This window comes from Adlercreutzia sp. ZJ141 (assembly GCF_011038965.1).
In the GTDB taxonomy this organism is placed as follows: domain Bacteria; phylum Actinomycetota; class Coriobacteriia; order Coriobacteriales; family Eggerthellaceae; genus ZJ141.
In genome coordinates this window covers 25139-50407 of the sequence record NZ_JAAKEB010000008.1, presented here as the reverse complement: position 1 = coordinate 50407, position 25269 = coordinate 25139, and the positions used below count along the sequence as shown (strand labels likewise).

At 54.0% G+C, this 25269-nt stretch carries 30 protein-coding genes; 19 read left to right on the top strand and 11 right to left on the bottom strand.

The genetic code is table 11. The annotated features are described in order from the left end of the window. The first annotated feature begins 76 nt into the window (after window positions 1–76). The 6 genes from G7Y44_RS05285 (at window position 77) to G7Y44_RS05260 (ending at window position 5388) form a co-directional block, all read left to right on the top strand. Entirely contained in the window at window positions 77–445 is a 369-nt protein-coding gene (locus G7Y44_RS05285) for a GntR family transcriptional regulator (protein ID WP_165248152.1), read from the top strand. Window positions 446–479: 34 nt separating this feature from the next. After that, on the top strand, window positions 480–1385 hold the full coding sequence (locus G7Y44_RS05280) for an ABC transporter ATP-binding protein (protein ID WP_165248150.1): 906 nt from the start codon (window positions 480–482) through the stop codon (window positions 1383–1385). Continuing rightward, window positions 1386–2111, top strand: coding sequence for an ABC-2 transporter permease (locus G7Y44_RS05275; RefSeq protein WP_165045524.1), 726 nt, complete (start codon window positions 1386–1388; stop codon window positions 2109–2111). It abuts the gene before it with no gap. 271 nt (window positions 2112–2382) lie between these two features. Next, complete coding sequence (locus G7Y44_RS05270) at window positions 2383–3270, top strand: SDR family oxidoreductase (RefSeq protein ID WP_165248148.1); 888 nt, start codon at window positions 2383–2385, stop codon at window positions 3268–3270. Window positions 3271–3279: 9 nt separating this feature from the next. Beyond that, window positions 3280–4017, top strand: coding sequence for a YczE/YyaS/YitT family protein (locus G7Y44_RS05265; RefSeq protein WP_241159196.1), 738 nt, complete (start codon window positions 3280–3282; stop codon window positions 4015–4017). Window positions 4018–4029: 12 nt separating this feature from the next. Further along, complete coding sequence (locus G7Y44_RS05260; protein ID WP_165248146.1) at window positions 4030–5388, top strand: lactonase family protein; 1359 nt, start codon at window positions 4030–4032, stop codon at window positions 5386–5388. A gap of 181 nt (window positions 5389–5569) precedes the next feature. Here G7Y44_RS05260 and G7Y44_RS05255 read toward each other — a convergent pair whose 3' ends face one another. Continuing rightward, entirely contained in the window at window positions 5570–6820 is a 1251-nt protein-coding gene (locus G7Y44_RS05255) for a hypothetical protein (RefSeq protein WP_165248144.1), read from the bottom strand. Window positions 6821–7239: 419 nt separating this feature from the next. Between G7Y44_RS05255 and G7Y44_RS05250 the strand changes: the two genes are divergently transcribed. Together G7Y44_RS05250 and G7Y44_RS05245 are read left to right on the top strand one after the other, a co-directional pair. Next, window positions 7240–8667 (top strand): sensor domain-containing diguanylate cyclase, encoded by a 1428-nt coding sequence (locus G7Y44_RS05250; protein WP_165248142.1) that lies wholly within the window; start codon window positions 7240–7242, stop codon window positions 8665–8667. Window positions 8668–8936: 269 nt separating this feature from the next. Then, window positions 8937–10037 carry an ATP-binding protein gene (locus G7Y44_RS05245; RefSeq protein ID WP_165248140.1) on the top strand — a complete coding sequence of 367 codons (1101 nt, stop codon included), beginning with the start codon at window positions 8937–8939 and terminating at the stop codon, window positions 10035–10037. A gap of 369 nt (window positions 10038–10406) precedes the next feature. Here the strand turns inward: G7Y44_RS05245 and G7Y44_RS05240 are convergent, their stop codons facing one another. Beyond that, window positions 10407–11777: an ATP-binding protein gene (locus tag G7Y44_RS05240; RefSeq protein WP_165248138.1), complete on the bottom strand. Its 1371-nt coding sequence runs from the start codon at window positions 11775–11777 to the stop codon at window positions 10407–10409. Window positions 11778–12462: 685 nt separating this feature from the next. On the opposite strand from G7Y44_RS05240, the gene G7Y44_RS05235 reads away from it, so the two are divergent. From G7Y44_RS05235 to G7Y44_RS05220, 4 genes are all read left to right on the top strand, one after another. Next, window positions 12463–12699 (top strand): AbrB/MazE/SpoVT family DNA-binding domain-containing protein, encoded by a 237-nt coding sequence (locus G7Y44_RS05235; protein ID WP_165248136.1) that lies wholly within the window; start codon window positions 12463–12465, stop codon window positions 12697–12699. Between the two features lie 3 nt (window positions 12700–12702). Then, entirely contained in the window at window positions 12703–13032 is a 330-nt protein-coding gene (locus tag G7Y44_RS05230) for a type II toxin-antitoxin system PemK/MazF family toxin (RefSeq protein WP_165248134.1), read from the top strand. A 347-nt stretch (window positions 13033–13379) separates the two neighbouring features. After that, on the top strand, window positions 13380–14018 hold the full coding sequence (locus G7Y44_RS05225) for a hypothetical protein (protein WP_206214408.1): 639 nt from the start codon (window positions 13380–13382) through the stop codon (window positions 14016–14018). Window positions 14019–14206: 188 nt separating this feature from the next. Continuing rightward, window positions 14207–14572 (top strand): hypothetical protein, encoded by a 366-nt coding sequence (locus G7Y44_RS05220; protein WP_165248132.1) that lies wholly within the window; start codon window positions 14207–14209, stop codon window positions 14570–14572. A gap of 229 nt (window positions 14573–14801) precedes the next feature. Here G7Y44_RS05220 and G7Y44_RS05215 read toward each other — a convergent pair whose 3' ends face one another. Together G7Y44_RS05215 and G7Y44_RS05210 are read right to left on the bottom strand one after the other, a co-directional pair. Next, on the bottom strand, window positions 14802–15752 hold the full coding sequence (locus G7Y44_RS05215) for a nucleotidyl transferase AbiEii/AbiGii toxin family protein (RefSeq protein ID WP_165248130.1): 951 nt from the start codon (window positions 15750–15752) through the stop codon (window positions 14802–14804). Further along, window positions 15733–16302 carry a type IV toxin-antitoxin system AbiEi family antitoxin domain-containing protein gene (locus G7Y44_RS05210; protein WP_165248128.1) on the bottom strand — a complete coding sequence of 190 codons (570 nt, stop codon included), beginning with the start codon at window positions 16300–16302 and terminating at the stop codon, window positions 15733–15735. The genes G7Y44_RS05215 and G7Y44_RS05210 overlap by 20 nt, the downstream gene beginning before the upstream one ends. 191 nt (window positions 16303–16493) lie before the next feature. Between G7Y44_RS05210 and G7Y44_RS05205 the strand changes: the two genes are divergently transcribed. The 6 genes from G7Y44_RS05205 to G7Y44_RS05180 all read left to right on the top strand — a co-directional run bounded on the left by G7Y44_RS05205 (window position 16494) and on the right by G7Y44_RS05180 (window position 19155). Further along, entirely contained in the window at window positions 16494–17066 is a 573-nt protein-coding gene (locus tag G7Y44_RS05205) for an ATP-binding protein (RefSeq protein ID WP_371807463.1), read from the top strand. 175 nt (window positions 17067–17241) lie between these two features. Further along, entirely contained in the window at window positions 17242–17448 is a 207-nt protein-coding gene (gene tnpA, locus G7Y44_RS05200) for an IS66 family insertion sequence element accessory protein TnpA (protein WP_165248126.1), read from the top strand. 586 nt (window positions 17449–18034) lie between these two features. After that, on the top strand, window positions 18035–18172 hold the full coding sequence (locus G7Y44_RS10550) for a zinc-ribbon domain-containing protein (protein ID WP_165248246.1): 138 nt from the start codon (window positions 18035–18037) through the stop codon (window positions 18170–18172). A 205-nt stretch (window positions 18173–18377) separates the two neighbouring features. Then, window positions 18378–18587, top strand: a complete 210-nt coding sequence (relB, locus tag G7Y44_RS10415) for a type II toxin-antitoxin system RelB family antitoxin (RefSeq protein WP_165248124.1) — start codon at window positions 18378–18380, stop codon at window positions 18585–18587. A 1-nt stretch (window position 18588) separates the two neighbouring features. Continuing rightward, the gene (locus G7Y44_RS05185) at window positions 18589–18852 is read left to right on the top strand and encodes a type II toxin-antitoxin system RelE family toxin (RefSeq protein WP_165248122.1); all 264 of its coding nucleotides are present in this window, start codon (window positions 18589–18591) and stop codon (window positions 18850–18852) included. A 12-nt stretch (window positions 18853–18864) separates the two neighbouring features. Further along, window positions 18865–19155 carry an S-4TM family putative pore-forming effector gene (locus tag G7Y44_RS05180; protein ID WP_165248120.1) on the top strand — a complete coding sequence of 97 codons (291 nt, stop codon included), beginning with the start codon at window positions 18865–18867 and terminating at the stop codon, window positions 19153–19155. 382 nt (window positions 19156–19537) lie between these two features. Here the strand turns inward: G7Y44_RS05180 and G7Y44_RS05175 are convergent, their stop codons facing one another. Beyond that, window positions 19538–19672: a hypothetical protein gene (locus G7Y44_RS05175; RefSeq protein ID WP_165043736.1), complete on the bottom strand. Its 135-nt coding sequence runs from the start codon at window positions 19670–19672 to the stop codon at window positions 19538–19540. Window positions 19673–19757: 85 nt separating this feature from the next. On the opposite strand from G7Y44_RS05175, the gene G7Y44_RS05170 reads away from it, so the two are divergent. Beyond that, on the top strand, window positions 19758–20555 hold the full coding sequence (locus G7Y44_RS05170) for an ATP-binding protein (protein WP_165043733.1): 798 nt from the start codon (window positions 19758–19760) through the stop codon (window positions 20553–20555). A gap of 1154 nt (window positions 20556–21709) precedes the next feature. On the opposite strand, the gene G7Y44_RS10410 is transcribed toward G7Y44_RS05170, so the two are convergent. The 6 genes from G7Y44_RS10410 to G7Y44_RS05145 form a co-directional block, all read right to left on the bottom strand. Continuing rightward, window positions 21710–21982 carry a hypothetical protein gene (locus G7Y44_RS10410; RefSeq protein WP_241158115.1) on the bottom strand — a complete coding sequence of 91 codons (273 nt, stop codon included), beginning with the start codon at window positions 21980–21982 and terminating at the stop codon, window positions 21710–21712. Next, the gene (locus G7Y44_RS10405) at window positions 21979–22260 is read right to left on the bottom strand and encodes a nucleotidyl transferase AbiEii/AbiGii toxin family protein (RefSeq protein WP_241158114.1); all 282 of its coding nucleotides are present in this window, start codon (window positions 22258–22260) and stop codon (window positions 21979–21981) included. The genes G7Y44_RS10410 and G7Y44_RS10405 overlap by 4 nt, the downstream gene beginning before the upstream one ends. Next, entirely contained in the window at window positions 22257–22781 is a 525-nt protein-coding gene (locus tag G7Y44_RS05160) for a type IV toxin-antitoxin system AbiEi family antitoxin domain-containing protein (protein WP_165248118.1), read from the bottom strand. Before G7Y44_RS05160 ends, G7Y44_RS10405 begins: the two co-directional genes overlap by 4 nt. 391 nt (window positions 22782–23172) lie before the next feature. Continuing rightward, the gene (locus tag G7Y44_RS05155; RefSeq protein WP_165248116.1) at window positions 23173–23679 is read right to left on the bottom strand and encodes a nucleotidyl transferase AbiEii/AbiGii toxin family protein; all 507 of its coding nucleotides are present in this window, start codon (window positions 23677–23679) and stop codon (window positions 23173–23175) included. A gap of 162 nt (window positions 23680–23841) precedes the next feature. Continuing rightward, on the bottom strand, window positions 23842–24012 hold the full coding sequence (locus G7Y44_RS05150) for a hypothetical protein (RefSeq protein ID WP_165043615.1): 171 nt from the start codon (window positions 24010–24012) through the stop codon (window positions 23842–23844). A gap of 210 nt (window positions 24013–24222) precedes the next feature. Further along, window positions 24223–25131: an Abi family protein gene (locus G7Y44_RS05145; RefSeq protein WP_165248114.1), complete on the bottom strand. Its 909-nt coding sequence runs from the start codon at window positions 25129–25131 to the stop codon at window positions 24223–24225. Window positions 25132–25269: the final 138 nt, after the last annotated feature.

Sequence of the window (25269 nt, the reverse complement as noted above, 5' to 3'; positions counted from 1 at the left end):
AGCCGCCAAGGGGGACGCCCCGAAGGTGGCAGGCCCTTGCGGGGACGCCCGAGGGCGGGCAGGAAGGATACGAAACTTGGACATCATCATCTCCAACGCGAGTAGCAAGCCAATATATGAGCAGATCGAGGATCAAATAAAAGCTGCGATCCTTAACGGCCAGCTTGCTGAGGGCGAGCAGCTCCCCTCAATTCGAACACTAGCCAATAGCCTGCGCGTGAGCGCTATTACCACCAAACGTGCCTATACCGACCTTGAGCGCGATGGTCTCATCGAGACCGTGCAGGGTAAGGGCAGCTACGTTGCAGGTGGCAACGCCGAACTTATTCGAGAGGAGCAGCTGCGCGAAGTTGAGGGGTTTCTTGCGCGCGCGGTTGAGCGCGGCCGCGCAATAGGCCTTTCTAACGATGAGCTGTGCGAGATGTTTAACTTAGTACTGGAATAACGCGTTCGAAGGAGCGCACGCGAAAGGGAAAACCATGGCAAACGTAATCTCTAGTGGCCCCCTCATTGAGGCCCGCGGGCTTACCAAGCACTACGACGGATTCTCTCTGAAGGAGGTTAATCTCAGTGTCGGCGAGGGCGAGGTTGTGGGCTTTGTCGGACAAAACGGCGCTGGCAAGTCAACCACCATCAAGGCGCTTCTCGGCGTTATTGGAATTGATGGCGGCGAGGCAAGCATACTCGGCACTTTAAGCGACAAACTCACACGGCCTTCTGGTGCTGCAACTAAGGAACGCATTGGTGTGGTGTTTGATGCGATGTCGCTTCCCGGACATGTAAAGATCGCAGATGTGGAACGTATCCACGCGCACGCCTATACCACGTGGGATGCGCAATATTTCTCGAAACTCATTGCCGACCTGGGGCTTTCTGTGGACAAACGCGTGAAGGACCTTTCGCGTGGCATGGGCATGAAGCTCTCTTTAGCCTGTGCACTCGCACATCACCCGCAGGTGCTTATCTTAGATGAGGCCACAGCGGGGCTTGACCCTATGGCGCGCGATGAAGCCTTAGACCGTCTGCGAGACTTTATGGCTGAACCCGGGCGCGCCATCCTTATGAGTAGCCACATTACCTCAGACCTTGAGCGCATTGCCGACCGTATTGTGTGTATCGACGACGGGCGCATTGTTTTTGATAAGCCAAAAGACGAGATTACTGACGAGGCGGGCATTGCGCGTTGTCGAAAAGCGGATTTCGAACGTGTGGCAGCATCAGGCGTTGTTTTAAGCTCCGATCTGCGCTGCCTACATCACGAGTATGGCATCGATCTTTTGGTGCCCGACCGTTTCGCTTTTGCTAAGAGCTTCCCCGAAATACCGGTTGACCGCATGACTATCGACGACTATATGGCATTCACTCTGAAAGGTGGTGTGCGATAAATGAAGCGCGCATTCCTTATTGAACTTACCATTTTCCGCGATTATGGAATTCAGCTTTTGGGCCTTGGTCTTCTTGTTTCCGTTCTTGTTGGCGTAGGTATGCAGACTGTGCTTGTTGCACCATCGGTTATCACTACGATGTTCTTTATGATGGGTGTAATGGCGGCGGCGGCCTACGACGAGCAGAACGACTGGGGGCGATTCCGGCTTACGATGCCACTTTCGCGGCGCGACGTGGTGCTTGGCCGTTACGGCGCTATTGTTGTCCTTGGTCTAAGCGGTATGGTTATAGGGCTTGCGGCTGCGTTTCTTGTGAGTGGACTTGCCGCGATGGGGGTGTTGCCGAATAATCTTGCAGCTAAGCTTGTGCTCGACAGCGAGGCTACGTACGGCATGGCATTTTCCACAGCACTTTGTATGTTTATCGGCGCAACGGTTGCTTCTGTTGTTGCGCCTGTTTACTTCAAGCTCGGTCAGACCAAAGCGACGCAATATCTTCCCACTGTTATTGTTTTGCTGTTCATTTTGCCGGTGATTTTCCTTGCCAATAGTGGTTTGTTCGATAACGGAATTCCTGGACTCGACGCTATCACTTCGATTCTGGAGCTTTTGAATACGTCTGCGGGTGTGACCGTTATCTGCGCTGTACTCGTTGTTCTTTCCGCTATTGCCCTAAGCGTTTCCGCATTTGTATCGCTTAAGCTCTACGAAAGTCGCGAGTTGTAGCGTTGACCAAGTCAGCTGTTTTCCAGCCGTCAAGATATTCTTGACGCGGTTTTGTCGGGCTTTCCTTCCGCATATAAGCACGGTGAAACGTAGCGAAATCGCAACAATAGAATAACTGTGTATCAAAGGTGTGTCTCTCAGATTCCCAATTCCCTGCCTTGCCTTTATTCTGTCGGAAGGAAATGGCGCAGCGGGCTGGTAGGCCTCACATTTTGGAGGTTTGTCTTTAATCAGCCTATCCTTAAGCGTCAAGTAGAGGAAGGATACCGCGATGTATTCCGATCTTAAAGGCAAGACTGCTGTAATCACCGGAGCAGCAACGGGGCTTGGACAAGGAATCGCCAAAAGATTTCTGGATGAAGGGATGAACGTTGTCATCAACTACCATTCGCATATTGGAGAGGCCTGCAACCTCGCAGCGAAGTACAACGATGCTGCAATCGGATTTGGTTGTGATGACGGGCAGGACACGTCCGACGCTTTCAACGAAACCGCAGAAAAAGAAGGAGAGGGAATTCGGGCCATCGTTGTCCAAGCAGACATTTGCACCGAAGAAGGAAACAAAAAGCTTCTCGATGCCGCTATCGACCATTTTGGTGGGGTTGATGTTTGGGTATGCAATGCAGGTATTGAAATCCAATCCCCCACGCATAAGGTCACGCTTGACGACTGGAACAAGCAGATAAGCGTCAACCTTACCGGTGTTTTCATTGGGGCCCGTGATATGATCAATTACGCGATAGAAAACGACCGGTCGATGAACGTAATCGTTATGTCAAGCTGTCATGACCACATTCCGTGGGGTACGTATGCTGCATATACTTGCTCCAAGTTTGCGGCAACTGCACTGGTACAGACGCTCGGGAGTGAATACGGGTATGTTTCTGCCGATTCTAACGGTGAGCAGGTCATTCGCGTTAACGCTATTTCTCCTGGCGCTATTAACACGCCGATTAACGAGCAGCGTTTCGCAAACAAGGATCTATACGAGAATACCGTGTCTATGATTCCGATTGGACGGGTGGGGGGAGTTGCGGAAGTTGCAAGCATTGCAGCATTTCTGGCAAGCAACGAAGCGAGCGGATACATCACAGGAACCTCCATCAATATCGATGGGGGACTAGGATACGGAAGCTGTTTCTCGCGGGGAGAAGGGTAGGTGACTGAAATGGCGACGACTGACACATTGCATTCGTCCAACACATCGCATTTGCCCAGCGACAAGGGTAAGTGGATGGATTTGCGCAACACATACAACTTGCCGCGGAAGCTGCTATTCTCCTGCGTGGGTATCGTATTCTTGTCGCTGGGTATTGCGGTATGCCAAATGGGTAGCGTTGGTGTCGATCCTTTCACTGCAATGAACATGGGATTCTCGGGAAGCCTCGGCGTGAATTTCGGAACGTTTCAGCTTATTGTTAACGCAGTTATCCTTGTAGCCATATTCTTCATGGACAAGTGGCTGATCGGCCTTGGAACGATTATTAATATGGTTGCCGTGGGGTATCTCATCGACTTTTTTAAAGTGCCGCTATCGGTATTACCCGCGCCCGATGGCAATATTATTGTTATGGGCATCTACCTTGTTGCAGGGACGCTGCTGTTCACGCTTGGTATCAGCAGCTATTTGCGTACAGGTATGGGCGTTTCTCCCTACGACGCTATAGCGCCCGCTATCCGCAGCAGGCTCCTTCCGCAGGTGAAATACGCCTACGTGCGCATAGGGCAAGATGTCTTGTTCCTTATTCTTGCTTGGATTGCAGGCGGACCGCTGGGTCTTTTCACGCTGATAGCTGCTTTCTGCGCAGGCCCCCTTATCGCGATGTGGGACAAGATATTCAGCAAGCCCGTCTACACCAAGTTGCGTGTGCTCGACGAGCTTGAAATTGCGCGAGAGTTTTCGTAATAAGGCACGCTCATGGGGCGCGATGATGGAACTGTAACCCCCGCTGCAAAGAGCGTGCCGAAAAGAAGCGATGCTGCCCGTAGCATAGACAAGAAGGGGTACGGGCTTCTTGTGAGCGGTTATTCTGACATGCCAGATTCGCCCGGCATGCATCTATTCCGGGTGCGTGACGGCGGAAGAACAATCGAAAGCAGAGGCTCACTTGCCGGTGTTCAGAGCCCATCCTTTTCGATAATCGAAAAGCCGTACGTGTATGCAGCCAGTGAGAGTTCTGAATGCGGACGACTGGCTGCATACATTATCGAGCAAGATAATGCTGGCGAAGAGGGAAAGACCCCTGTCGTTTCCATTAGTCTTATCAACACGGCCGAGGTTGATGGCGAAGAAGCGACCTGTTATGTGCTGAAGCATCCGACCAGGGGCTGCCTTTATGGTGCCAACTATCAGTCGGGTTCCCTTATGAGTTGCCGTATCAGGCCGGATGGATCGTTGGATAAGGCCCTTCCCGTGGTCAAGCATTATGGTCATGGGCAACGGCGCGACTTCGACGAACCCAATTTCGACAGACAACTCGCGGCACATGTACACAGCCTGAGCTTTGTGCCGGGAACCGAATTGCTTGCAGCCGTCGATTTAGGGCTTGACTGTATAGTCATATACGAACTTGGCGAAAACGGGGAGATTACCAGCAGTAAGGGCGAGCCGATGGTGAGTCGTTGGATCGACAGCAGGTATCATGCAAGCCATCCGAGCGACTTTCAGACATCTCGTGCGTATGGATGCGAAGCAGTTCAAGAAAACACCAATCAAGAAGACGCCGAATCGACGACGGCGCTGTTCGAAACAGTGCCGAGTGCGATAGTTGAAGCACCCTTAGGATCGGGACCGCGCATTCTTGCGTATCACCCAACAAAGCCGTTTGCCGCCGTGATTTGTGAGCTGTCTTGCGAAGTTATTCTGTACCGCATTGGCACCGACAAGAGGACATGGGACGCTGTTGTCGTATACGACCTGATCACTGGGGCGCAAGACGCCGTTGAAGGCGCGCATGAAACAAGCACTGTTCCAAGCCTTGCTGCGCATCTTCAGTTCACACCTGATGGTTCGTATTTGTATGCATCCACTCGGGGAGTGGACACCATAACCGCATTTCGCTTCGATGCAGAGAACTGCCGCTTAGAGCGCATTGAGTGTTACTGGACCGGTGGAGCCGAACCGAGGCACTTTGCCATAAGCCCCGATGGCGCTTTCATGGCCGTCGCCAACCAACTGACGAGCAACGTGGTTATCTTCGCAATAGGCAAGAATGGAACGCTCGAATGGGTCAACGACTTCAAATGTCCATCTCCAAGCTGTGTTGTATGGCACTAAAGACCACAGGGACATCGTAGTTTACGGTTCTGCTTTCGCTTATGCTTTCGAAACGACGCTTTTCGATGCATTCGGCATCCTATTCAAGCGGCAAAAAGGGGGCGTTTTACGGCCCCCATAATGCGTGCCTAAGTTCCACGTCTGTTTCGTTGCTGTCGTTAGGTTGGCAGCAAGGCGCACACTATTTCTCCTGCTTGCGGCCGAGGGAGGTGTTGTCCTTTGTGCGGTCGCGTAGCGCAAAAACGGCACTTTCGGCGTCTTCGTAGCGATAGTCTTCGCTGTTCTGGTCAATTTGTTCGCGGATAACGATATGGCTCGGGACATCTTGCACCCGACCGTTCACCTGATCGTTCCAGACGAAGAACTCGTGATTCTCGGGAAGATTGCTCACATCGACGAAGTCTTCTTTGTCTGCCGTGTTGGCTACCGTTTTCGCCAGCACCTCGCGTACGTACTCTTTTGTGGGCTTAAGATCAAGGAGATCGGGGTACTCGCCGGTGGGAAGTACCTGCTGCCACTCCTTCCCCTCGTACTTGAACAGCAGTTCGCAGGCCTTGTGAAGGTGTGCCACCTCTTGCTCGAAGCAGTTTTCCCAAATCTTCTTGATAGAGGGGTCCGTCTCGAATTGGGAGAAGGAATAGTAGAGATAGCTTTCAACATACTCATGCAACAGCAGGTTTTCCAACCATGTCATGGTGGGGTCAAGAAGCGCGCCGTACTGGGTTACGTGCTGTTCCTCCACCATGCCTATCTCCAGGAAGAGGTCACGAGAGACTCCCTCGGGAGCGGTGTTTCCGATGTTCATGTAGAAGTTCATGGTTTGCTGCTCGCCGGCGGTTAGGGTCATGGTGTTGATCAGCGTGCGGATGTCGGCAACCTTCGCGTTGGCAGCGCGACGTACCGTGTCGGACGGGTGACGGTGATGCGCGATGGTGGGGCGCCCCGGTGTGATTTCGATCGTGTCGAGTGTCAGCTTGTGGGTAGGAATGTCCTCGTCGGCTTTCAGCAGGTTGGCGTAGCGGTATAGGTGATCGAAGTCTTCAAGAAGGGCGAAGTCCATGCACGCTTTGGCGTAAGGGTCGGGCTCGTGCATGGCCAGCCATGCTGTTAGGTCAACGGCTAGCTGTTCGTAGCTAATTGTGGTTTCAAGCGGCGTTTCGTCAGGCGGGCTGAGCCAATTGATGCTCTTCTGCTGCTTTTGCTCCATGCGGCGGCACAGCGCTATCTCGCGTCGAAGGTCATTGTCGACGCAGTGGCGATGGAAATTGTGTCCGAAAAGCGCGGCCTCTACCTCAATGCCGTTCATCAGGATGACGCGAGCTTTCGTATAGGGGTCTGTCTCTAACTTGTTGTAGGGTTTGGGAGAGAGCTCTTTTAAAGTGGGGACCATCTCGAGTATCGACTTGCTGGGTTTTTCGTTGAACGGATTCATGGTGTACCTCCTGATAGGTGTCAATTTGCTCGTATCCGCTTCGAAACAACGCGCCGCATGTCGGGCGGGTTGTCTTTCTGCCTGACAACAGGTTGCGTTAACAGGTTGTGTTGCCGTTTGTGGCTTTCGCCCGATCGTTCGCGTCGTTTCAAATTGAAGCTCATCCTAGCAAGTGCGAAAAAGCCCCTGAACCCTTTTCGGGTACCTGTGAATATCCGGTTGGGAAAACGTAGAAAAGGGGGATAAACCGTCGCAACGGTAAGTTGCGGCTACTTTTTGCAAGGAACGCGGAATGCTCGTATATGGGCCCGTTATTCCGCAAGAGACTAATTCTATTTGTCAGCCCTCTGATAGATTTATATATAATGGAACAGTGGTTTTCTAAGAGATGTCTGAACGGGAAAGAGAAGCTGCTGCATATGGAAAAGAAAGCGAAGATTTCCGGCGTTGGCTTCAGGCTGATTTGTTCCGTTATGATCATCGTAATTCCGTTGCTTACTACGCTTTTCCTGCTGGTCCAGCAGGAGGTTATGGATCTTTCCAAAGAGAAGTTGGCCCTTCAGTCTCAGAGCGGCGCGGAAGCGGTGGGCGTATGGGCTGAGCAAATTCTCGGTGAGCTAGACATCTATAAAGATATGATTGAGCAGGTGGGGATGGACGATCCCAAGGTCTTCGAGCTGATGGGAACTTCCTACCCCAGTCATGAGGCCTACCCCTATGGCTTGTACTGGGGAGACTTGCAGGGAAACTACTTTGACTCTTCCGGATGGGTTCCGGATGCAGACTATGTTCCAGCACAGCGGAATTGGTATCGGGAGGGACTGACGCGGGATCACTTCGGCTTCGGGGAGCCCTATGTGGATGTGATGACAGGAGAGGTGTGCGTCAGCGCTTCCGCGCGGGTTAACAACGGTCCGGTGGAAAGCGTGGTAGCGGCGGACGTCTACCTGGACTACGCCTCCAAGGTGGTTGCCGATATCACGGGGGACAATATCAGCTATGCTTTCTTTGTTACTGGCCAGAGTCGGATTATCCTGGCCAATTCGGACGCCTCTATGGTGGGACAGCCGTTGAGCGGCGAGGAAAATACCCTGCTGTATCAAAACGTTGACCATCTGATTGCGCAAGACCGGACCGGTCAGCAGGAAGTCCAGGGGGAAGACGGCAGCTACATTACCAACATCATCTACATTGAAGCGATGGACTGGTATTTCGTTACCTGCATGAGCAGTGGAGACGCTCTACGAAATCTGGATCGAATCATGGCTATTATGGCGGGGGTATCCCTGGTAGCCTGCTTGCTTCTGGTGCTGGTCACTTTCCGCTCGGCCAAGCAGATTGCGCTCATGGGTATCCGGGAAAGAACTGACAGCCTCACCGGTCTGCACAACCGCTCGGGATTTCAGCAGGCGGTGAAGCAGGCGACGGCCGCACACCCCGGACAGGGTCTGCTGATTATCATGGATTTGGACAACTTTAAGCAGATCAATGACAAGTTTGGTCACCCGGAGGGGGATATTGCTCTGATGAGCTTTGCGCGGCAGCTGGATGAATTTTTCAACCGCAGCGGCGACATTACAGCCCGGCTTGGTGGAGACGAGTTTGCCGTATTCGTAAGCCGTCCTCTTAGCGCCGCCGCAGCGGAGGGGATGCTGCGTAAGTTTACCGATCGGGTGCGGGAGGCCTTCGAGGCAGAATATCCCGGTGAGGGATTGTCCGTCAGCGCAGGCGCGTCCTTTATCTCGGAGAAGACCGTAGAGAGCGAACTGTACCGACAGACGGACGCAGCCTTATACGAGGCCAAACGAAAAGGGAAGGACTGCTTCCTGATTGTCGATAGAGCATGAAAGGCGAGCTAGTCTCGGCTCTGCTATTTGCACCATAATAGACCTACAGGCCGCTTACGACATGGGCAAACGACTCGTAACTCTGATGTAGTGCAACTCAGATCATATAATCTCGCGTCACGCTCCCTTGGGTGCTTTTCCACGAGAAGTTAAAGAATGCTAAAAGATTTAAAGCAAGCTAAAAGTATTAAAGCGACCTAAAAGTACTAAAGCGTTTATACTGGAGCAAAACACGTCTACATGCCTATCGCAGAAAAGGACGAGCGCCCGTGAAGAATCTCTTTACTCCGAATTTCGGACAAATTCCCTATTATCTTGCAGGACGCGTGGATGTCATTGAAGACATTACGCGAGCCCTCGACAACACGCCCGGAGATCCCAACCAAACGACCATCCTGATCGGTGCGCGCGGAACAGGGAAGACGGCTCTGCTCAGAACGATATCCAACATAGCCGATCAGCGCGGATGGATCAGCGTGAACACGGCGTGCCTTTCAGGTCTGCTGGAAGATATCATCCAGCAGACAACGCGAAAGGGGGCTTCGTTTCTTGAAAAGAAAGAAGGCGTGCGTTTCAAGAGCATAAACGTCGCATCAGTGTTCGGTGTCGAATGGGAATACACGAGCGGCAGCCAACCGAACTGGCGCAGCCGCATGACGGATATACTCGAGGCGCTTGCTGAGCACGATCTGGGGCTTCTCATCACGATTGATGAGATTGATCCCACCCTTGACGAGATGATACAGCTGGCATCGGTCTACCAGCTTCTTGCGGGCGATGGACGAAAGATAGCGCTCCTCATGGCAGGACTGCCTCATCAGGTCTCCACTCTTCTAGGAAATAAATCCGTCTCGTTTCTCAGACGGTCGGCGCAATGCCATCTCGAGCGCATTTCTGATGCTGACGTAGAAACGGCGTTCCGCGCCACCGTCGATGCGTCGGGCAAAGAAATCGACGGCTCTGCGCTTCGGGAAGCGGTGACTGCTATCAATGGCTTCCCCTACATGCTGCAGCTTGTCGGTTATCGCTCATGCCAAGCGACAGGGCAATCCTCCGAGATCGCGAACGATGCGGTTGCACGTGGCACCCTGCTTGCCGCGCAGGATATGCGCACCCGCGTGCTTAAGGCAACACTCGACGAGCTTTCCAACGCCGATTTAGCGTTTTTGCAGGCGATGCTTGAGCAGAGTGGCGCCTCTAGCTCATCCCAGATCGCGCACGTGCTCGGCAAGGGCAGCGCTCATGTCTCCACCTATCGAAGACGACTGCTGGAACAGGGCGTTATCGTCGAAACGGGGCGCAACCGCTTCGATTTCGCACTCCCTATGCTTCGATCCTATCTGCCGGAGTATCTGGAAAGCTACTTGTAAAACAAAAGTAGTCTCCTTTTTCGCCGCACAGCGCACGCGGGAGAGAGCAGAGGGTCATCTCCCCTGTGTGTCGAATCGCTCGCCAATCACGATCCCGACGTCGAGCCACACGTCATCGAGCTGTAAAGGGGTTTCTGAAGCGACTATGTGCTCGCGCTCGCCGTGCGCATAAGGGCACCTGCGTGCGCTCGATGCGCACGACCCCGCAACTGCCCGCCTCTACCGCGCGCTCGTTGGCATCGCGCAGGCCAAGCACCCCAACCGCAACTACGCGCCACTTACCGGCACACTCGAACCCGACGTCGCGAACCCCTTCAACAGCAAACGATAAAGATCAGAACGCACGTAAGCCGGCCTTGACAGAAACAACTACTGCGGTTGATCGAACGCACAGAACACCATGTATGGGGGAATCCTGGTTAGCCCCTCCTCCCGTAACAACGGTTTCGGGTGAACAATGAACGATTCGGCTATCCGCTTCGGGTAAAGTTCCCTGAACTTTCCAAGCGAGACTACGCTGTAGTTCTTCGACGACTTCACCTCGACTGGGAACACCTTGAACCCTGTCTTGCTCCCGTTCGAGAGGAGGAAGTCTATCTCCACGTCGTTACGGTGTTTCTCCTTGCTGTAGCGGGAGTAGTAGTACAGCTTCTTCCCGATAGCGGTGAGCATCTGGGCGATCATATTCTCGTAGAGCATGCCTTTGTTCAACGCGAGCCTCCCCTCCATGATCTCGCGGTAAAGCTGCGACTCAGTGATTTCGTTCTCGCTGAACGCATGGCTGACCAGAAGGCCGGTGTCGCCAAGGTAGCATTTCACGGAGGAGGCGTCCGCAGTGAGAGCAAACCCCACATTGGGGTCGGTCGTCCGGTAGCACAGGTTGCATATCATTGAATCGCCCAGCCAGAACAGAGGGTCATCGTATTCACTGAAGCGCCCGTCAGAATTGATGGCGCTCAGAACCACCTTCTTGTCGTGGGCCGAGAGGTACCCCGGAATCTGATCGAAGAGCCCTGAAACGCGGGAGCTGTACCGTCTCGCCGCCTTCTTGATGTCGTCCCGATACAGTTCGAGGATATCCCGTTTCTCGACATCTGCGGCATAGAAATCGCGATTACCCTCCACGTACGCGACAACACTTCTCGGCATGCCACCTACAAGGAGGTATTCCTTGAACAGTCGCATCGCGCGCTCGTGAAGCGGTCGGGCGAGCGGCGTGCGCTTCTCCCAGCAGCCACGGATGTGCTCGATAAGCATCTCCTCACCGAGCGCATGGGCGAACTCCTCGAAATCCAACGGGTGCATCTTGATCTTACGCTCCTCTGAGGGCACCGTGATTCCCTCGACGTTCTCGCGAATGGAGATAAGGGATCCTGTTGCAAGGAAATCGAACCGGCCGTCAGCTACCAGGTACTTTATGGCCTCTCGGGCTTTAGGGAAACGCTGGATCTCATCGAAAATGACGAGGGATTCCCGAGGATAGAGACGGGTGTTGTAGTGCAATGAGAGGTTTTGGAAGAAAATATCAAGCTGGTCGATGTTTTCGAAGTTGTCACGCATGCTCTTAGGAGCCTTGTTGAAATCAACGAGGATGTATGAGCGATATTGCTCTTGCGCGAAACGTTCAGCTATGGTTGATTTCCCCACGCGCCGGGCGCCTTCTATTAGAAGAGCGCGAGACCCCTGGGATTCCTCTTTCCATCTCTGGATTTTGGCGTATATCTTCCGTTGTAATTCCATAAGGCACCTCAAGCGTCTAGGTGTGATCCGCATTGCGCAGTATTCATTATTCCAAGTAATCCCGTAATGCGCAAGATAATAAACTCTAAAATCTCCCACAATACGCAACCTAAGTTACTGTCCTTCGGTTTACTGATGGACGGGTAACCAATCTAACGTCGGGCCGTACTCGGTGCGTCTGTGATTCGTGGAATACTGTCTGTACCAGGAACGGTTCCGCCTAGTTGTGTGCGTCGAGCATGCGCACGTTTCTCATGGGTGGGTTATGTTTCCCTTAGGCACTAGAAACAATTAATCGTATTGCGGAGTTCTCGGCTTTCTGCCGATGCATTGTTTGCACCCGTCAGTAGAGGGTTCCCCATCGAGCCTTCCCCCAGGAAGCTCCTGTAGAAGCCTGATCGCCAAGGCTCGATCGCGGGGGTCGGACTGGGCGAGCTGCTCCTCCCGATAATACCAATGTTTGCCGTTCCTGGGCGGATAAGCGAGCTCAGATCCCTGGGCTGTAATCTGTTGGTCGCCAGCAGGGCGGCTCTAGTCGTGATCCAAGTAGCTTTCGTGGGCATGGCGAGGTTGTAGCCCCTACCGACTCGAATGCATGTCTGCTTTCACACCAAGCCCCTTGACCTGAGGACATGGCTGGTCTAGAATGAAATTAGACATGTATAACCAACAATGGAGGCGAATCATGGCGACCGCAACGTTACGGAAATGGGGAAACTCGCAGGGGATTGTCATACCCCGCGACATATGCGAGCGGCTCGGCATCGCGGTCGGCGATGCGGTCGAGCTCGACGAGGGTAAGGGCGCGCTCACCGTGCGCCCGCAGCGCGCCTGCACACTCGACGCGCTCATGAAGGACTATGATGGGCCCATGCCTGGCGAGTACGACTGGGGCGCACCCATGGGCAAGGAGATGTGGTAGACCATGATCTTTTGCAAGGGGGACATAGTTGAGTTCGACTTCAGCCCATCAGCTTGCCACGAGCCGACAGGCCGGCGATCCGCGCTCGTTGTGAGCCGCGACAAGTTCAACATCTCCACCAGCATGACACTCGTATGTCTCATCACCACGCGTGCGAATCCCTTCCCTCTTCACCTGGAGTTGCCTGCTGGATTGGAAACATACGGCGTCGTGGCTGTCGAGCAATTGCGCGCCTTCGACCTGGACGCCCGGCATCCGAGGTTTGTCGAGAACGTCGACCCGCACGGATCATTCATGCGCGATGTCGATGAACTCATCCACTCGTTCATATGATGGCGTACGATATGTAGGAGAATCAGGAAGGCGCCAACGCATCGTGCGGACTCAGATTGTCCCTCTGTCTGACGACAACAGGCCGACTAATGGAGGCAAAGATCTGTACGATACCTGGCTGTCCGACAGCGTTTTCAGTGGAGTTGGCGATGGTTCTGAAACCGATGAAACAGGTTCATTACCTGTTATGAATTGCAAGCAAGCATGTATAACTAACGCGGGAGGCTCGAATGGATGCTTCGCAGGTGAAGGTCGTGTGGGAGGGCGAGGTCGTGTCGGTTCAGCCGAGAAGCACGGTGTGGCGCTACCTCGTCGACAATCGGACCCACAGGGAGGTCGGCTACAATGTGTTTGTGAGGGGCGAGGCGCATGTATCCGGCACGAGCGCCGCGTTCAAGTTTTCCGGGCGCGGTGGCGAAGCGTACGACTTCTGCGTTGCCGTGTCTGAGAAGCAGCAGGAGAAGCTCAGGTTCCGCATCGGTGATAAGGCCAGCGGCACTGCCTGGACGCCACTTTATCCCAAATGCGAATTCGCCGATCTATACCGCGCGGGCGCGCTCAAGGCGATCGAACGCATTGGCGATGTCCCCGAGATGCCCGTGTCAACCGACGGCGATCCGCTCTACGACGGCACGCCCATTCCGCGCGTGCGCTCATGCGACTATCCCGGCCCGCCCTGGGCTGTGGCCACGCCTCCGCTCGAGGTCTACTCGTGGCGGGGCGCCCGGATGCTCGCGAAGCCGTGCTGGAAAGGCAAGTGCTTCCGATGTGTCTGGGCCGCAATGGCCAATGTCACCATTCAGTACGACTTCGACCGCAACGTCGAGCGGAAGCGCTTCGAGTCCTTCTGCTACGGGCCGCTGTCGTGCAAGAACTACAAGATGGGTCCGGCGCGCTCGGTGCCCTACAAAGGAGTTAGCGGAGTCAAGGACGAAGGCTGGCTCGACGAAATTTGTATGCAGTGGCGCTCTGGTTCTGACGAGTAGACGCTTTGGGCATCTCTACGAGCTGATCCGTAAAGCTCTCTCAGCCATCCGAAAGGAGCTTGACTAGTGCACGCTCGATTGGCGATGCACCTGCAAGCAGTGAGACGGGCAATAATACAGGCCTGGGATCTGTATGCAACACCAAAACACAAGCCCAATGGAAGGTTAGAGCTTGTATACTGGTCGCCATGAACAAGAGCAAGGGTAAAGTTATCATAGGGTCGGGAGCAAACGTCTGGCCCCACGAGTTGAAGACGGCAGAGGCGCTGTCTATAGCTGGCTATGTCGTGGAGTTTGTGCGACGCAGTGAGCAGAAGCGCGTACACTCCGCCGATGTGCTTATCAACGGTGAGCTGTGGGAATTCAAGGCACCGACCTCGGACAAGGCGTCCGCTGTAGACAAGAACGTGCGCAAGGCGCTGCATCAGGCGAAGTGTGTGGTGTTCGACTCGCGGCGGATGAAGAAGGTTTCTGACGCCCAGGTGGAGCGCGAGCTGCGCAAAAGCTCGGCCGTACTGCCGTACTGCACAGCATGCGGCATCTGCTTTTTGTGAACCGTCGCGCCGAAGTGATTGACATCAAGTAGGAATCGGGTACTATACAGTTAGCAAAGCGCCCGAACGGTGTGTAATACACCTACCTCCGGCGCTTTCTTTGTGCCTGGGGCGCGGGTATGAAGACTACTGGATCGCTCCTTGACGTACATGACTTCTTTGGCGGCAAGAGCAACAAGTGCCCCTAATTACAAGACGCCCTTGGAGAGTCCGCTACCCTCGAAAGGCATCATCGGCTCTCGCCGACACCCAGCTTGCAAAGCCAGCCGTTGACCTCGCTAATCGCCTCTTCCATTGGGATCTTGATGGAAGCTCCATCTGCGGCCTCAGCGTAGTCGACCACCCAATGCGAGTAAGCTGTGACCCTCGTAGGAAGCAACCTCACTGGCCGACCGAGCAGCTTCGCCTCGTCGGCTCGCGACTCGAAGACGTCTACTATGGCAGCCCTGATCTCATCTCTGCTAGGGTCACCAGTGCTTTCAGTAAGCTCTTTGAGAAGCAGCAGGTCGACGACATCCCTAGCTCTTCTATTTACGAAGGTTGGCGGGTCGTGGGGATCAGTCGCACCGTGCACTTTCTGGGCGATTTGATAGCTCAGGGCGAGTCCGACCAAATGGTCCGGCGTCGGTATACCGAAGGCGTCAAGTTTTGGCGCGGGTAGCAAGTCGAAGAACTCGCCAGCGTGGCCCTCTGACGGCGATACCTCTATCTGTACCTTCCTCCAGGTCTGACCCTTGATGACGAGATGTAGGTCGAATCTACGCGGCTTCACCGCCTTAGCGGGAGTCCGGATGACCTCGACCTCGGATCTCTGGAAGCTGACAGGACCCCAGTCCTCGTCAAGTGAGGAGTCGAAAGCATCCATGAAGTCGTCGATGTCACCCTTTATCATTCCGTCAAGGTCCTTGGTGGCACGGGCGGCGAGGCCGAGTCTGTGCTGCATAAGCGTCCCGCCCTTCAAAGCGAAGCGGCTATTGCCCTGTGCGTCTAGCACGCTTTGCAGCTTGGCGGAGCATACCGTGGTGGCGATCAGCCAGGCGAGCCTACCCGATCTCGCTGGGTCTATCTCTTGTTCCGCCTTCGCTATCCACGACTCGAGGACGCTGCGGCTTCTTGGCTCTTTATCCTTTGGTTTGAGGCTATCAAGTCTCTTCGAATAATCATTTTCCTGCAACTCCACGCGCCTCCAATTCCGCTTCGAGCTCGGCCGCTTGCTTTTTATCTATCAGCCCACGTGTACGTCCTTGTTCGATTGCCTGCACGATGATGTGGGAGGAGACGCCCCTTTCGATTGATTGTCGGACGGCAAGGGAAGGAGAGGCTACCCTCATCCCGTCCCACCACCTGAGATCGCCCGCAGAAACATCGTCTCTATGGAGAACCACGTTCCCGCGCCCTTGCTTCTGGATGCGCTTTCTCTTCGGAACGGTCACATGGATCACGGTCGGGTTGATGTCACAGATGTCCCAGGAGGCAAGCGCTGTGTCATGGCTCAAGAACGCGCTCTTACCCGCCCAAAGGAGCGCCAGTTGGTAGATATCGTTTTCTGTGGCGTGTACCTGGGGGATGCGGTAGATCCCGCGCTCGAGACGTTCTATACGTCCATGCTTGACAAGGTAACTGAGCGACGGACGGGATACCCCCACCTCCTCGGCCTGGGAAGAGGTGACGAATCCATGCTGGTCGAGGGCGACCTCACGGAGCTTTTCTATGTCGGTTATCACTTCCATGATGCAATTATATTAAAGCAACTTTAACATAATTGCATCATTAGTTTCGTATTGTCGTGAGCTTACACTCTACATTCAGCTTGTATCGCCTCTCAATGAGTGTGTTGGACCACGTGCTGCCAAAACAGCAGTTGGCACTTATCGAATATTGGCCGCTACGCCTCCGGAGATTTTTGTAAAAGTAACCATTTCTGGAAGCAGGTTCACACCGCAATTACGGGTACAGCGGCGATTACATCCGTGTGTCGATCTTCGACGACCGCATGGAGATACAGAGCCCGGGCAAGCTTCCGAACCTGGTTACCTTGGAGAACCTCCGCCACACGCGCTGGTCGCGAAACCCCGTCATCGCAAGGACGCTCGTGGAGCTTGTCTGGGTGAGGGAGCTCAACGAGGGCGTCGAGCGCATCTACGAGGATATGGATGCCTACCTGTTGAACCCTCCGACGTTTTCGGAACCGAATAACGCCTCGGTGATGCTGACGCTGGAGAACAGCATCTCGTCCCGCATGCTCTGGCGAGGCGGCAGCTTAGAGGAAGTCGTGGGCGTTGATGCGCTTGAGACACTCAACGAGTACGAAATCGCCGCAGTGCAGCTTGCCATGGCGCACGGGCGCGTCACGACGAAGGGACTCGCCGAGCGGACCGGTAAGGGTAGCAAACTCTTCACCAGAACCTTGCGAGGGCTTGTCGACAAGCAGATCCTCGTCTGGCACGGGACGGCACCAAACGATCCCTCTCAACACTATACACTCGTAAAATGACGGAGTAAGGCGGAGTAAGGCGGAGTAACGGCGGCAGCGATAGCGCAAAACAGCCGCTATTGCGTTTCGTTGCTGCGCCTACTGCGCTGGTTAATCGTTAGCGGTAATTGATTAGCGTCTGGAACCAGTATCCGCCTTAGGCGATATTCCGATCGATTGAGATTGGAGCAAGCGAATGGCAAATAGATTCAGCAGGGATCAGTGGCGGACGCAGGTGGAACGTTACCTCGCGTCCGACATGAGCGTGGCCGAGTGGTGTCGCGTGAACAGGCTATCCGAGTCATCCATGTTCAAGTGGATCGGCAATTTCGCTGACCGGGAGCCGGAGCTCTTCGGTGGCTCCCATAACATCGAAGACAGATGTCATATTCTCTGGTCATAGGACCCTTTCCATCTCGCGGGGATCGAAGGGCAGGGCAGCGTCGGACACCTGCCATCTCTCGTCGTTCCTCTTCGCCGTGCCTGTACCGAAACGCGCCTTCGAGTGAGGAGGGCTCTTCTCTATGATGGCGTCGGCGACGTCCGGTCGCATGCCCTGAAGGAGGTACCCGGTCCGGGCGGCGGCTGAGCGTGGTCTTCCCTCTAGTTCCACGAGCACAGTCGCGGCGTCTATAGTTCGTAGGCGACGTCTGGGAGCCACTCGGCGACCCCCTGTCACGATCTCACCACGCTCGGGCCCTACGCCATGTGCACGACGATGCTTTCCGGGGAAAGCGAGGTGAGCCCCTTCGCCGAGACGGTTGGCACGTTGGGACAGTAGGTGCTGACATGCACCCCCTCTAGAGCGGTTGCCGGAGCCTTCTCGAATGCTGCGTAGAGGACGGCGGGCACCCTGTCGGCGAACCCGAGCGCCCACGCCACATAGCGAGGAGCTGCAATAGATAGTGCACGTGCACACAAGTGCCACCGTGGTCGGCTACATGGATAGGGAGCTAATGCTTAACTGACCACTAGTAGATAGGAAGAGCATCAAGAAGGTCTGGTGGAAAGATAAGTGTGGGCATGTTTACGAGATGACTGTGAGAAATCGCGTGAAGGCAAAACCTGACTATTGTCCATACTACTCTGGCAGGAAGAAGCCCGAGAGACCAATCAAGCTCAATTAGATTATATGGCGGTGCTCGGCCGCGCTACCGAGTACCTTTGAAAGGAGTTGGGGATGTGAGTGAACTGTCTGGGTCACATCCCTCCATCCCTACGTCTTATTGATGGGCTCTTGGACTTACGTCAGGGTGAGATCCTTGTTGCCAGCGAGGTGTTGTGCTACAATGTCTTACATGTATTAAGGAGGCTAAGATGGCGAGTGCAACAATGACAATTAGGCTGGAGAGCGAGGAGAAAGCTCTCATTTCCGATTACGCTGCTGCGTTCGGAACATCCGTTTCCGAGTTCATGCGCAAGGTTGCGCTGGAGCGAATCGAAGACGAGCTTGACCTTAAGGCTTGGGAAGAGGCCAAGGCTGAGTTCGACTCTGACCCGGTAACCATCTCTGCAGCCGAGATAGCAAAGAAGTACCTCTAGCATGTGGCGCCTGGAGTTTTCCAAGAAAGCCGACAAACAGCTGTCGAAGATGGATCCCGGGGTCAGGCGTGTAATCGTCGCCTGGCTGCTGAAGAACATTGATGGTTGCTCAGACCCCCGCGCTCACGGCAAGGGGCTAACCGCTAACAGGTCCGGAAAATGGCGCTACCGCGTGGGAGACTATCGCGTGCTCTGCGAGATCAGGGATGAGGAGCTTGTGGTGCTCGCTATCGAAATTGGCCACAGGCGGGATATTTATAGCTAGAAGGGATTGCGTTTGAACGACGGTAAGGCGATTATTACAAGACAAGAGCAGGAATCCAACATCAGGTTGCTGGCGGCACAAAGACGCCTGTACTCCAAAGCCAAGATCTTCAAGTATTTGCAAATAGCCCTTTCGGTCGTTCCCCCTGTCGCGGTTACTTTTCTTCAAATTGCAGGCGTCATCACCGCAGATATCGCGGTGTTCCTGGTTACGGAAGCCCTGATGATGTGCGGGGCGGCGATCTTCGGGCGACAGGAGCCATTGGACTCTTGGTATTTTAGAAGCATACCGCGAACTGTTTGATGTTAATGACTCCTTGGCTGCAATAAGATTGCTAGCCTAAGCTACGGGAAATCTCAAATACAGGGGGCATCTTGCATGCGAATGCGGCTCGGGGCTTAGGGCAAGAGATTGTCATGGCCCTTTGATTCTGGAAATCAATCGAGGATTCTGCCGCAAGGCGGCCTCGGGGGATTTCGAAGATATCTATACAGCGTGGGTAAACGCGATGAAGCAAAAAGAGAAGCGCGATAGGGGGGTGAAGACTGTCAAAAGAGCCGCGCTGAATCATTAGTGTCTCGCATTTGTGTAGACAGGGACCGCATACGAAAATCGACTCATCGGGAAATCATCCCAATGAGTCGATTCGATTTTGCATCAAGATGTCACGCTCTAGCGAATATAGCTATTTGTCCTCAGGTTCGTCCTGTGTTGCAGCGAGGCAGGGCCTGAAGGGGAGACTCTGCTCCTTTGCGGTCTGCTTGATGAAGGAGCGCACCGCGCTGGTGAAATCCAAGCCAATGCCATCGAGCACGGTCATGAATTCCTCGTAAGTTGAGTATTACATGCCAATCGGTGTGTGATTTCACGGTGAGTCGGTACGCCGTTTCATAATCCATCAGTTCATGCCGTGGGCCCGCGTGCGAGTGCTGCGCTACGACGGCGTTAAGCGCGAGACCGGGCGCAGACTAAACATCGTGAAGGACCGCACATTCGACGGCCCGATACCGAAGGTGGTAGACGGCGCCAAGGCTATGATCTCCGAGCAGCTGCGCGACTTCCAGTTCCTCGGCGAAGACGGCCTGTTCAAGGAAGTCCCCGAATACCCCGAGTTCAGCTGGTTCGAAGGGATGTTCAACGCGATAACGTACCGTAATTACGGATACAGCGGTGACTACATCCGCATATCCATCTTCGACGACCGCATGGGGATACAGAGTCCCGGCAAGCTTCCCAACCTGGTGACAGTGGAGAACATGCGACATACACGCTGGTCGAGAAACCCCGTCATTGCCCGTACGCTCATCGAGTTTGGCTGGGTGCGCGAGCTGAATGAGGGCGTCGGCCGTATTTACGACGAGATACGCGACTTGTTTCTGGATCCGCCGGAATTCACGGAGCCGAACAACGCATCAGTCATGCTCACCTTGAAGAACAACATAGAAACGCGCGCAAAGCGGCAAAAAGAAAACCTGAGGGATCGTGTGAGTAATGACCTCTACGGGACGCTCAGCGAGTATGAGCGCGAGGCGCTGCAGTACGTTTTTGGCAGGGGTCGTGCCAACGTGGCCGGTTTGGCGAACCACATGGGGCGCAGCGTGAAAGTAGCACGCAAAACGCTCAAGTCGCTGGTGGACAAGGGTCTGCTTGTTTGGCACGGTACGAGCACCAACGACCCGTCACAGTACTACACCCTCCGGTAGGTCAGAGTAGGTTAGAGTAAAATGACGCAACAAGCTGCTGCCGCTTCGTTTCCGCAGATGGGGACTCTAACCTGCGGGCAGAGCAGGTTAGAGTAGGTCAGAGTAAGGTTGGACAGCGGGCAAGCAACGACGTATCCAGTGTGGGAGTTTCCGAGGCTTAGAGCCGTGGAGACGAAGGTGACGCCTTTTCGGCAGCTCGTGCGCGGCAGCCGATACTGTAAAACCGAGTGGCAGACCACACAAAATCGGTCTTGGAACCCCTTAAAATCGCAGTATCGCCAAAAAAATTACTCCCTACCGTTTTCCTGGGGAAACACAGTTTTCAGACCCCCGAAAAAGGGGTGAGTTCAAAGTGATACTGTTTCGTGAACTCAGTCGTTTTCACATTCTCAGTTGATGGTTTCTGGTGGCTTCACCGAGCGCACGGAGCGCACCGCTTTTTCCTGTCGCACGTCAGCTGTTCCAGAAACATTATTCTGGCGGGAAAAAGCAGTGCTCTAGGCATCCTACCTGGGAAAACGTAAGCACTCCGGGCTTTCGGAGGGCTTACTCAAAATGACATATTTTACCGGTGGCTTGCAGATTTTAGTCACCTTCGTGAACGAGAAAAGCCGACGTCTCGGGAGTAAATCGGGTGAGAAGCTCACAGATGAGTGTTCGCCTATTCCCACTCGATCGTCGCGGTATTTGATTTCCGTGCTATGCGTATAACTTCGTCTATCTCGTGTCGCACGTTCCTATGCGTGTTCAGATGTTACAGTATCGTTGTGAACTCACCCAAAACAGCTAACAAGACGCACGACACCGGAATAAATTCCAAGCATCAATACCAGCCCCATGAGCTGGTATTTTACTATGCTTTCGCGTTAACTGAGTTCACAGCTCAGAAGGAGGGCTTCCGTTTCCCGGAGATTTACTCCCCTGGAATATCTAAGGAGTAAATTCCGCATAGCGGAGTAAAACACTGACCAGCACAAACGCGAAATGCTGAGTTCAGATTGAGTTCACGCCCAATGTCATAGCAATCGGATAGCATCAAGTGGTTCGCTCGTGATGACACCCGCTTGTCCGAAAAGGCTACGGTACCAAATTGGTACCGTAGCTCCGAGCAGGGCATATTCCCGTAAACAGTGAACAACAAAAAGCTACGTATGCTACTTCGCCGCATCGATGCTCTCAATGAGCCTATTCGCCCAGTCTATCGCCTCATCCACGGTCGGAAGCACTTGAAGCCCCAAAGCCGCATCAGCATAGAGGCTCTCCCAATCTTCACCCCTAGTCACAACGGGCGGCCAGCTTTGAAGTTTTCGATAGTTGAAGAGCCTTTCGCAGATCACCCTCGTCTCCGCTAAGTTGACCTCACCCTCGGCGATCTGCACCTGGAGGTCGACGAGGTCGTGCGCCCGCGACGAGCCTTCTTCCGTCACCCCGTGAAGCCGTTCCACCCGACCTCCAGCGAATTCGCCAGCGCCTTCGCGTACTGCTTGATATCCGCCAACCGCGCGGCGTCGAGGTCTTTCGAGAACCTGGTTGCGGAAGACCCGAACCTGAGCTTGAGCGCGCTTCCGCCCTTGACCGCGCCCTCTGGGAGCATCTGGGCGACTATGGCGTTTGCCATCGACCGGCGCAGCCGCACGGCATCGCCCTCGTCGGCGATGCGCTCGATGGCAATGTCCAGGTTTCTCCGGCTGTTTGGCCTGCTCAAGCTAGCTCCTTTCTCAACCGTCTGTACTCGTCGTCTCTGACAAGCCCCCGCTCTTTCGCGTCGCGCGCGGCGTCGAGCAGGCGCTCGGGCATCACGCGCCCTTTGCAAGCCACCAGAGCATCATAAACGCTTTGACTCGGTATACCCTCATATATCGTCTGTTCTGCGTCCTTTGCTGGGACGACGCTCACCCATTCGGGCAGGGCCTTCCTTGTGCGGTTAGGTGTTGCGACCGTGATCTTGGCGGGGTTCACGAGCGCAAGCCCGTGCATCGAGAGCACGGCGTCGCCAACAAGGAAGGCCTCCTCGCCAACAAGGGCTACCGCCTCGGCGTAGCGGTCGTACTCTGTCGGAACCCATTGCAAGATGCGGTACAGCCCGCGCCCCCGCCGATCGAGCTTCCCGAGCCTCGCCCAGCGAGCGAGCTCCGACCTCGTAGCTCCGACCTCCTCGGCCTGCGCCGTGGTGACAAGGCCGTAGTTGTCCGCCGCGATCTCGTATATGTCATCAAAATGAGTCATGTCAGAATGTTAGCAAAAATGTATACAAGTTGGCAATGCTCACGTGATGGCGCCGACAAGTTGAAACTGACTGTTCAGACTAACGGTGCCAAATTGGCACCGTTAGTCTGACCTGGTGATTCTTCGAGAAAATGAGGGCTGCACGCTTTCGCAGGCCCCTTCGCACCCTCAGGCGCCGCGTCTTACGAGCGGGTCCTCGTAGCTCTTCGGCGCAATGCGCACGAGGCGTCCCACGTGTACGGCCTCAAGCACGGTCGTCTTTACCATGCAGGATGATCATGAGAGTGCCCAGGAATTGACGTACCCGTGCTCAAGGATTAACTCCATACCGCTCAATACATTGCGAAACAGCGCTTAGGAATTAACATCGGCATCGGATATACGCATAAAACTAATCCTCTGCAGACGCAAGGTCATTGATCTCTGATTCAAGCTCCGAAATGCCCGACATCAGTTCACTGAAATCAGGAGCACTGCCAAATATCATGTTTTGCATGGATGCATAGTCTTGCTCAACCAGAGGCATGGCAATTTCCGGAGGTACAAGCCTCAACGTTCCAGGAGCGCATAGATCATATCGAGCGGCGTTCGACCGACAAAACGTCATCTTGAAATCAACTACGCTCTTAAGGAGCCCCGTATCACTTAGCGCCCTCTCTTTGACACTGGAATGCGCCAGCCTGTAGAGGTCGTAGTAGTGACGGGAATACCTGGAAGGGAACCTGCCGTTTGTGCGGAATGTCTCCTTGTGCAAGATGGTCGCCTTTTCCCAGAACGTCCTCTCGGGAGATACCGTACGCCTCTGTGGTGCGATGTGTCGGGTTCGGGATATCTCCCTTCCCGACATACCCTTGCCGAGTAGCTCCAGGACGAGCCTGGCGTCTATCTTCTTTGCCATACAAATCACTTCCTTTCCTTATCTAGATGGCGAAACTAAACAAGTCTAGGAAGCAAACACATTGGTGAAAACGGATTATTAGGCGGGGTGCGCACACTGGTGCAAATGGGTGAGCACAAATATGAAATCAGTGAGAGCAATCAGCGCGAATAATCAAAACGTTTACCTATTTGAATCAATAATCAAGCTAAGGGAGGCTATTTGTGCCATTTCTTCCAAACTGTCCGCTTGATCAATTGCAGCTTTTATTATTTCCTTTTCATCTTTGGTTAATTTTCGTTGTCCGTTGTCCAAACACCACTTCGCAAGTTCTTTCCATTGCCGATCTGTCATATTCTGCCCTTCTTGACGTTTTACAATGGCAACTTTCTATACGAGTTTGCATGTGGAGGATTGCTCGCTGCGTAAGCACAAGCTACTTCTATTCTACTGCGATAAGCTGAATCTTATGTTTACACCAGTCAAACGAAGTATGCACAATTTCCCCCAAGCGTTACCGACTTTATGGTGCTTGGGAACTAAATGGAAGCTAGCCCAGATAAGCTAATCCAAGCTAAGCTGAGTTTGCAAATCAGACACCGTAATCACATGCAGCTGATCCTGATATTTCTCAAGAAGGTCGTGTAATTCGCCCTTCATAGTCTCAATGGTGGTTTTCGGAAGAGCGATTTCAAGGACTCGAAGCATCGTTGCGTAAGTATCGTTGTCTTTCATAGCGCAGTAAAGACGTTCATCGTGGGCGCAAAGGTTCCTGAAATGAACCAGAACCTCGTACGCCCTCAAGACGTCATGGGGCGTCACCCTCTTATCTTTTGTCCCTCGAAGCGTCGTTTCGGACAGATGCTTGCAAACAGCGTTCTGCTCACCCCTCTTCATCAGCTGATAGAAGTGGGACATGTTGCCGAAGGTCAAATCATTAGAGAGCACCCACAACGGAACCTCTCCGTAAGCTTGAAGGTAGTGCTCTGTGAACGGCCTGTGCGGTTTATCGGGGTCCAGTTTGCCCTTGAGGACTCCCATCAATCGCTGCAGGTTTCCTTTATGCAAAGCGACCTTGTTTTTCCTGAAAGCCTTGGGGACAAGGATGTCTTTCGGCTCGCAGAAAGAGCTTTCGTCCAGATAATCGGAGATACCTCGGTTCTTGTCGCAGAAGGCGTAGACGGTGGCTGTCTTGAGCGCCGCTTCGGCCTGAATGAGGTAGCTGAAGGTGATTTGGCGAAGTTCTCGGTCGAGCTTGAAAAGACCGTAAAGCCAGTCGAATCGGGTTCCGGCAAGGTACACGTCATCGGCGCTTGACTGCATTGCTGCTTTGTCGAGAAACGGGTCTTTGTAACCGTTGATGACGGCGTAGTAGTTTTCGCGAAGAAGGATTGTTGCCGCATCGCTGCCGACGATCATGCCCCTGGATTCGAGAAGAGCGATCTGCTCCTCAATTGTCTTGAAACCCTTCAACTCATCCTCCTAATGAAAATCAAAGGGCCGCCAGCAAGCTAACGACCCTTCTTTGTCCCCGCCTCACTTAGAGTCCACGGGGACTGTTTCACTGAAGCCAGTTTAAACCAGCAGCGCTGCAATGTGAATGCTTTTCTT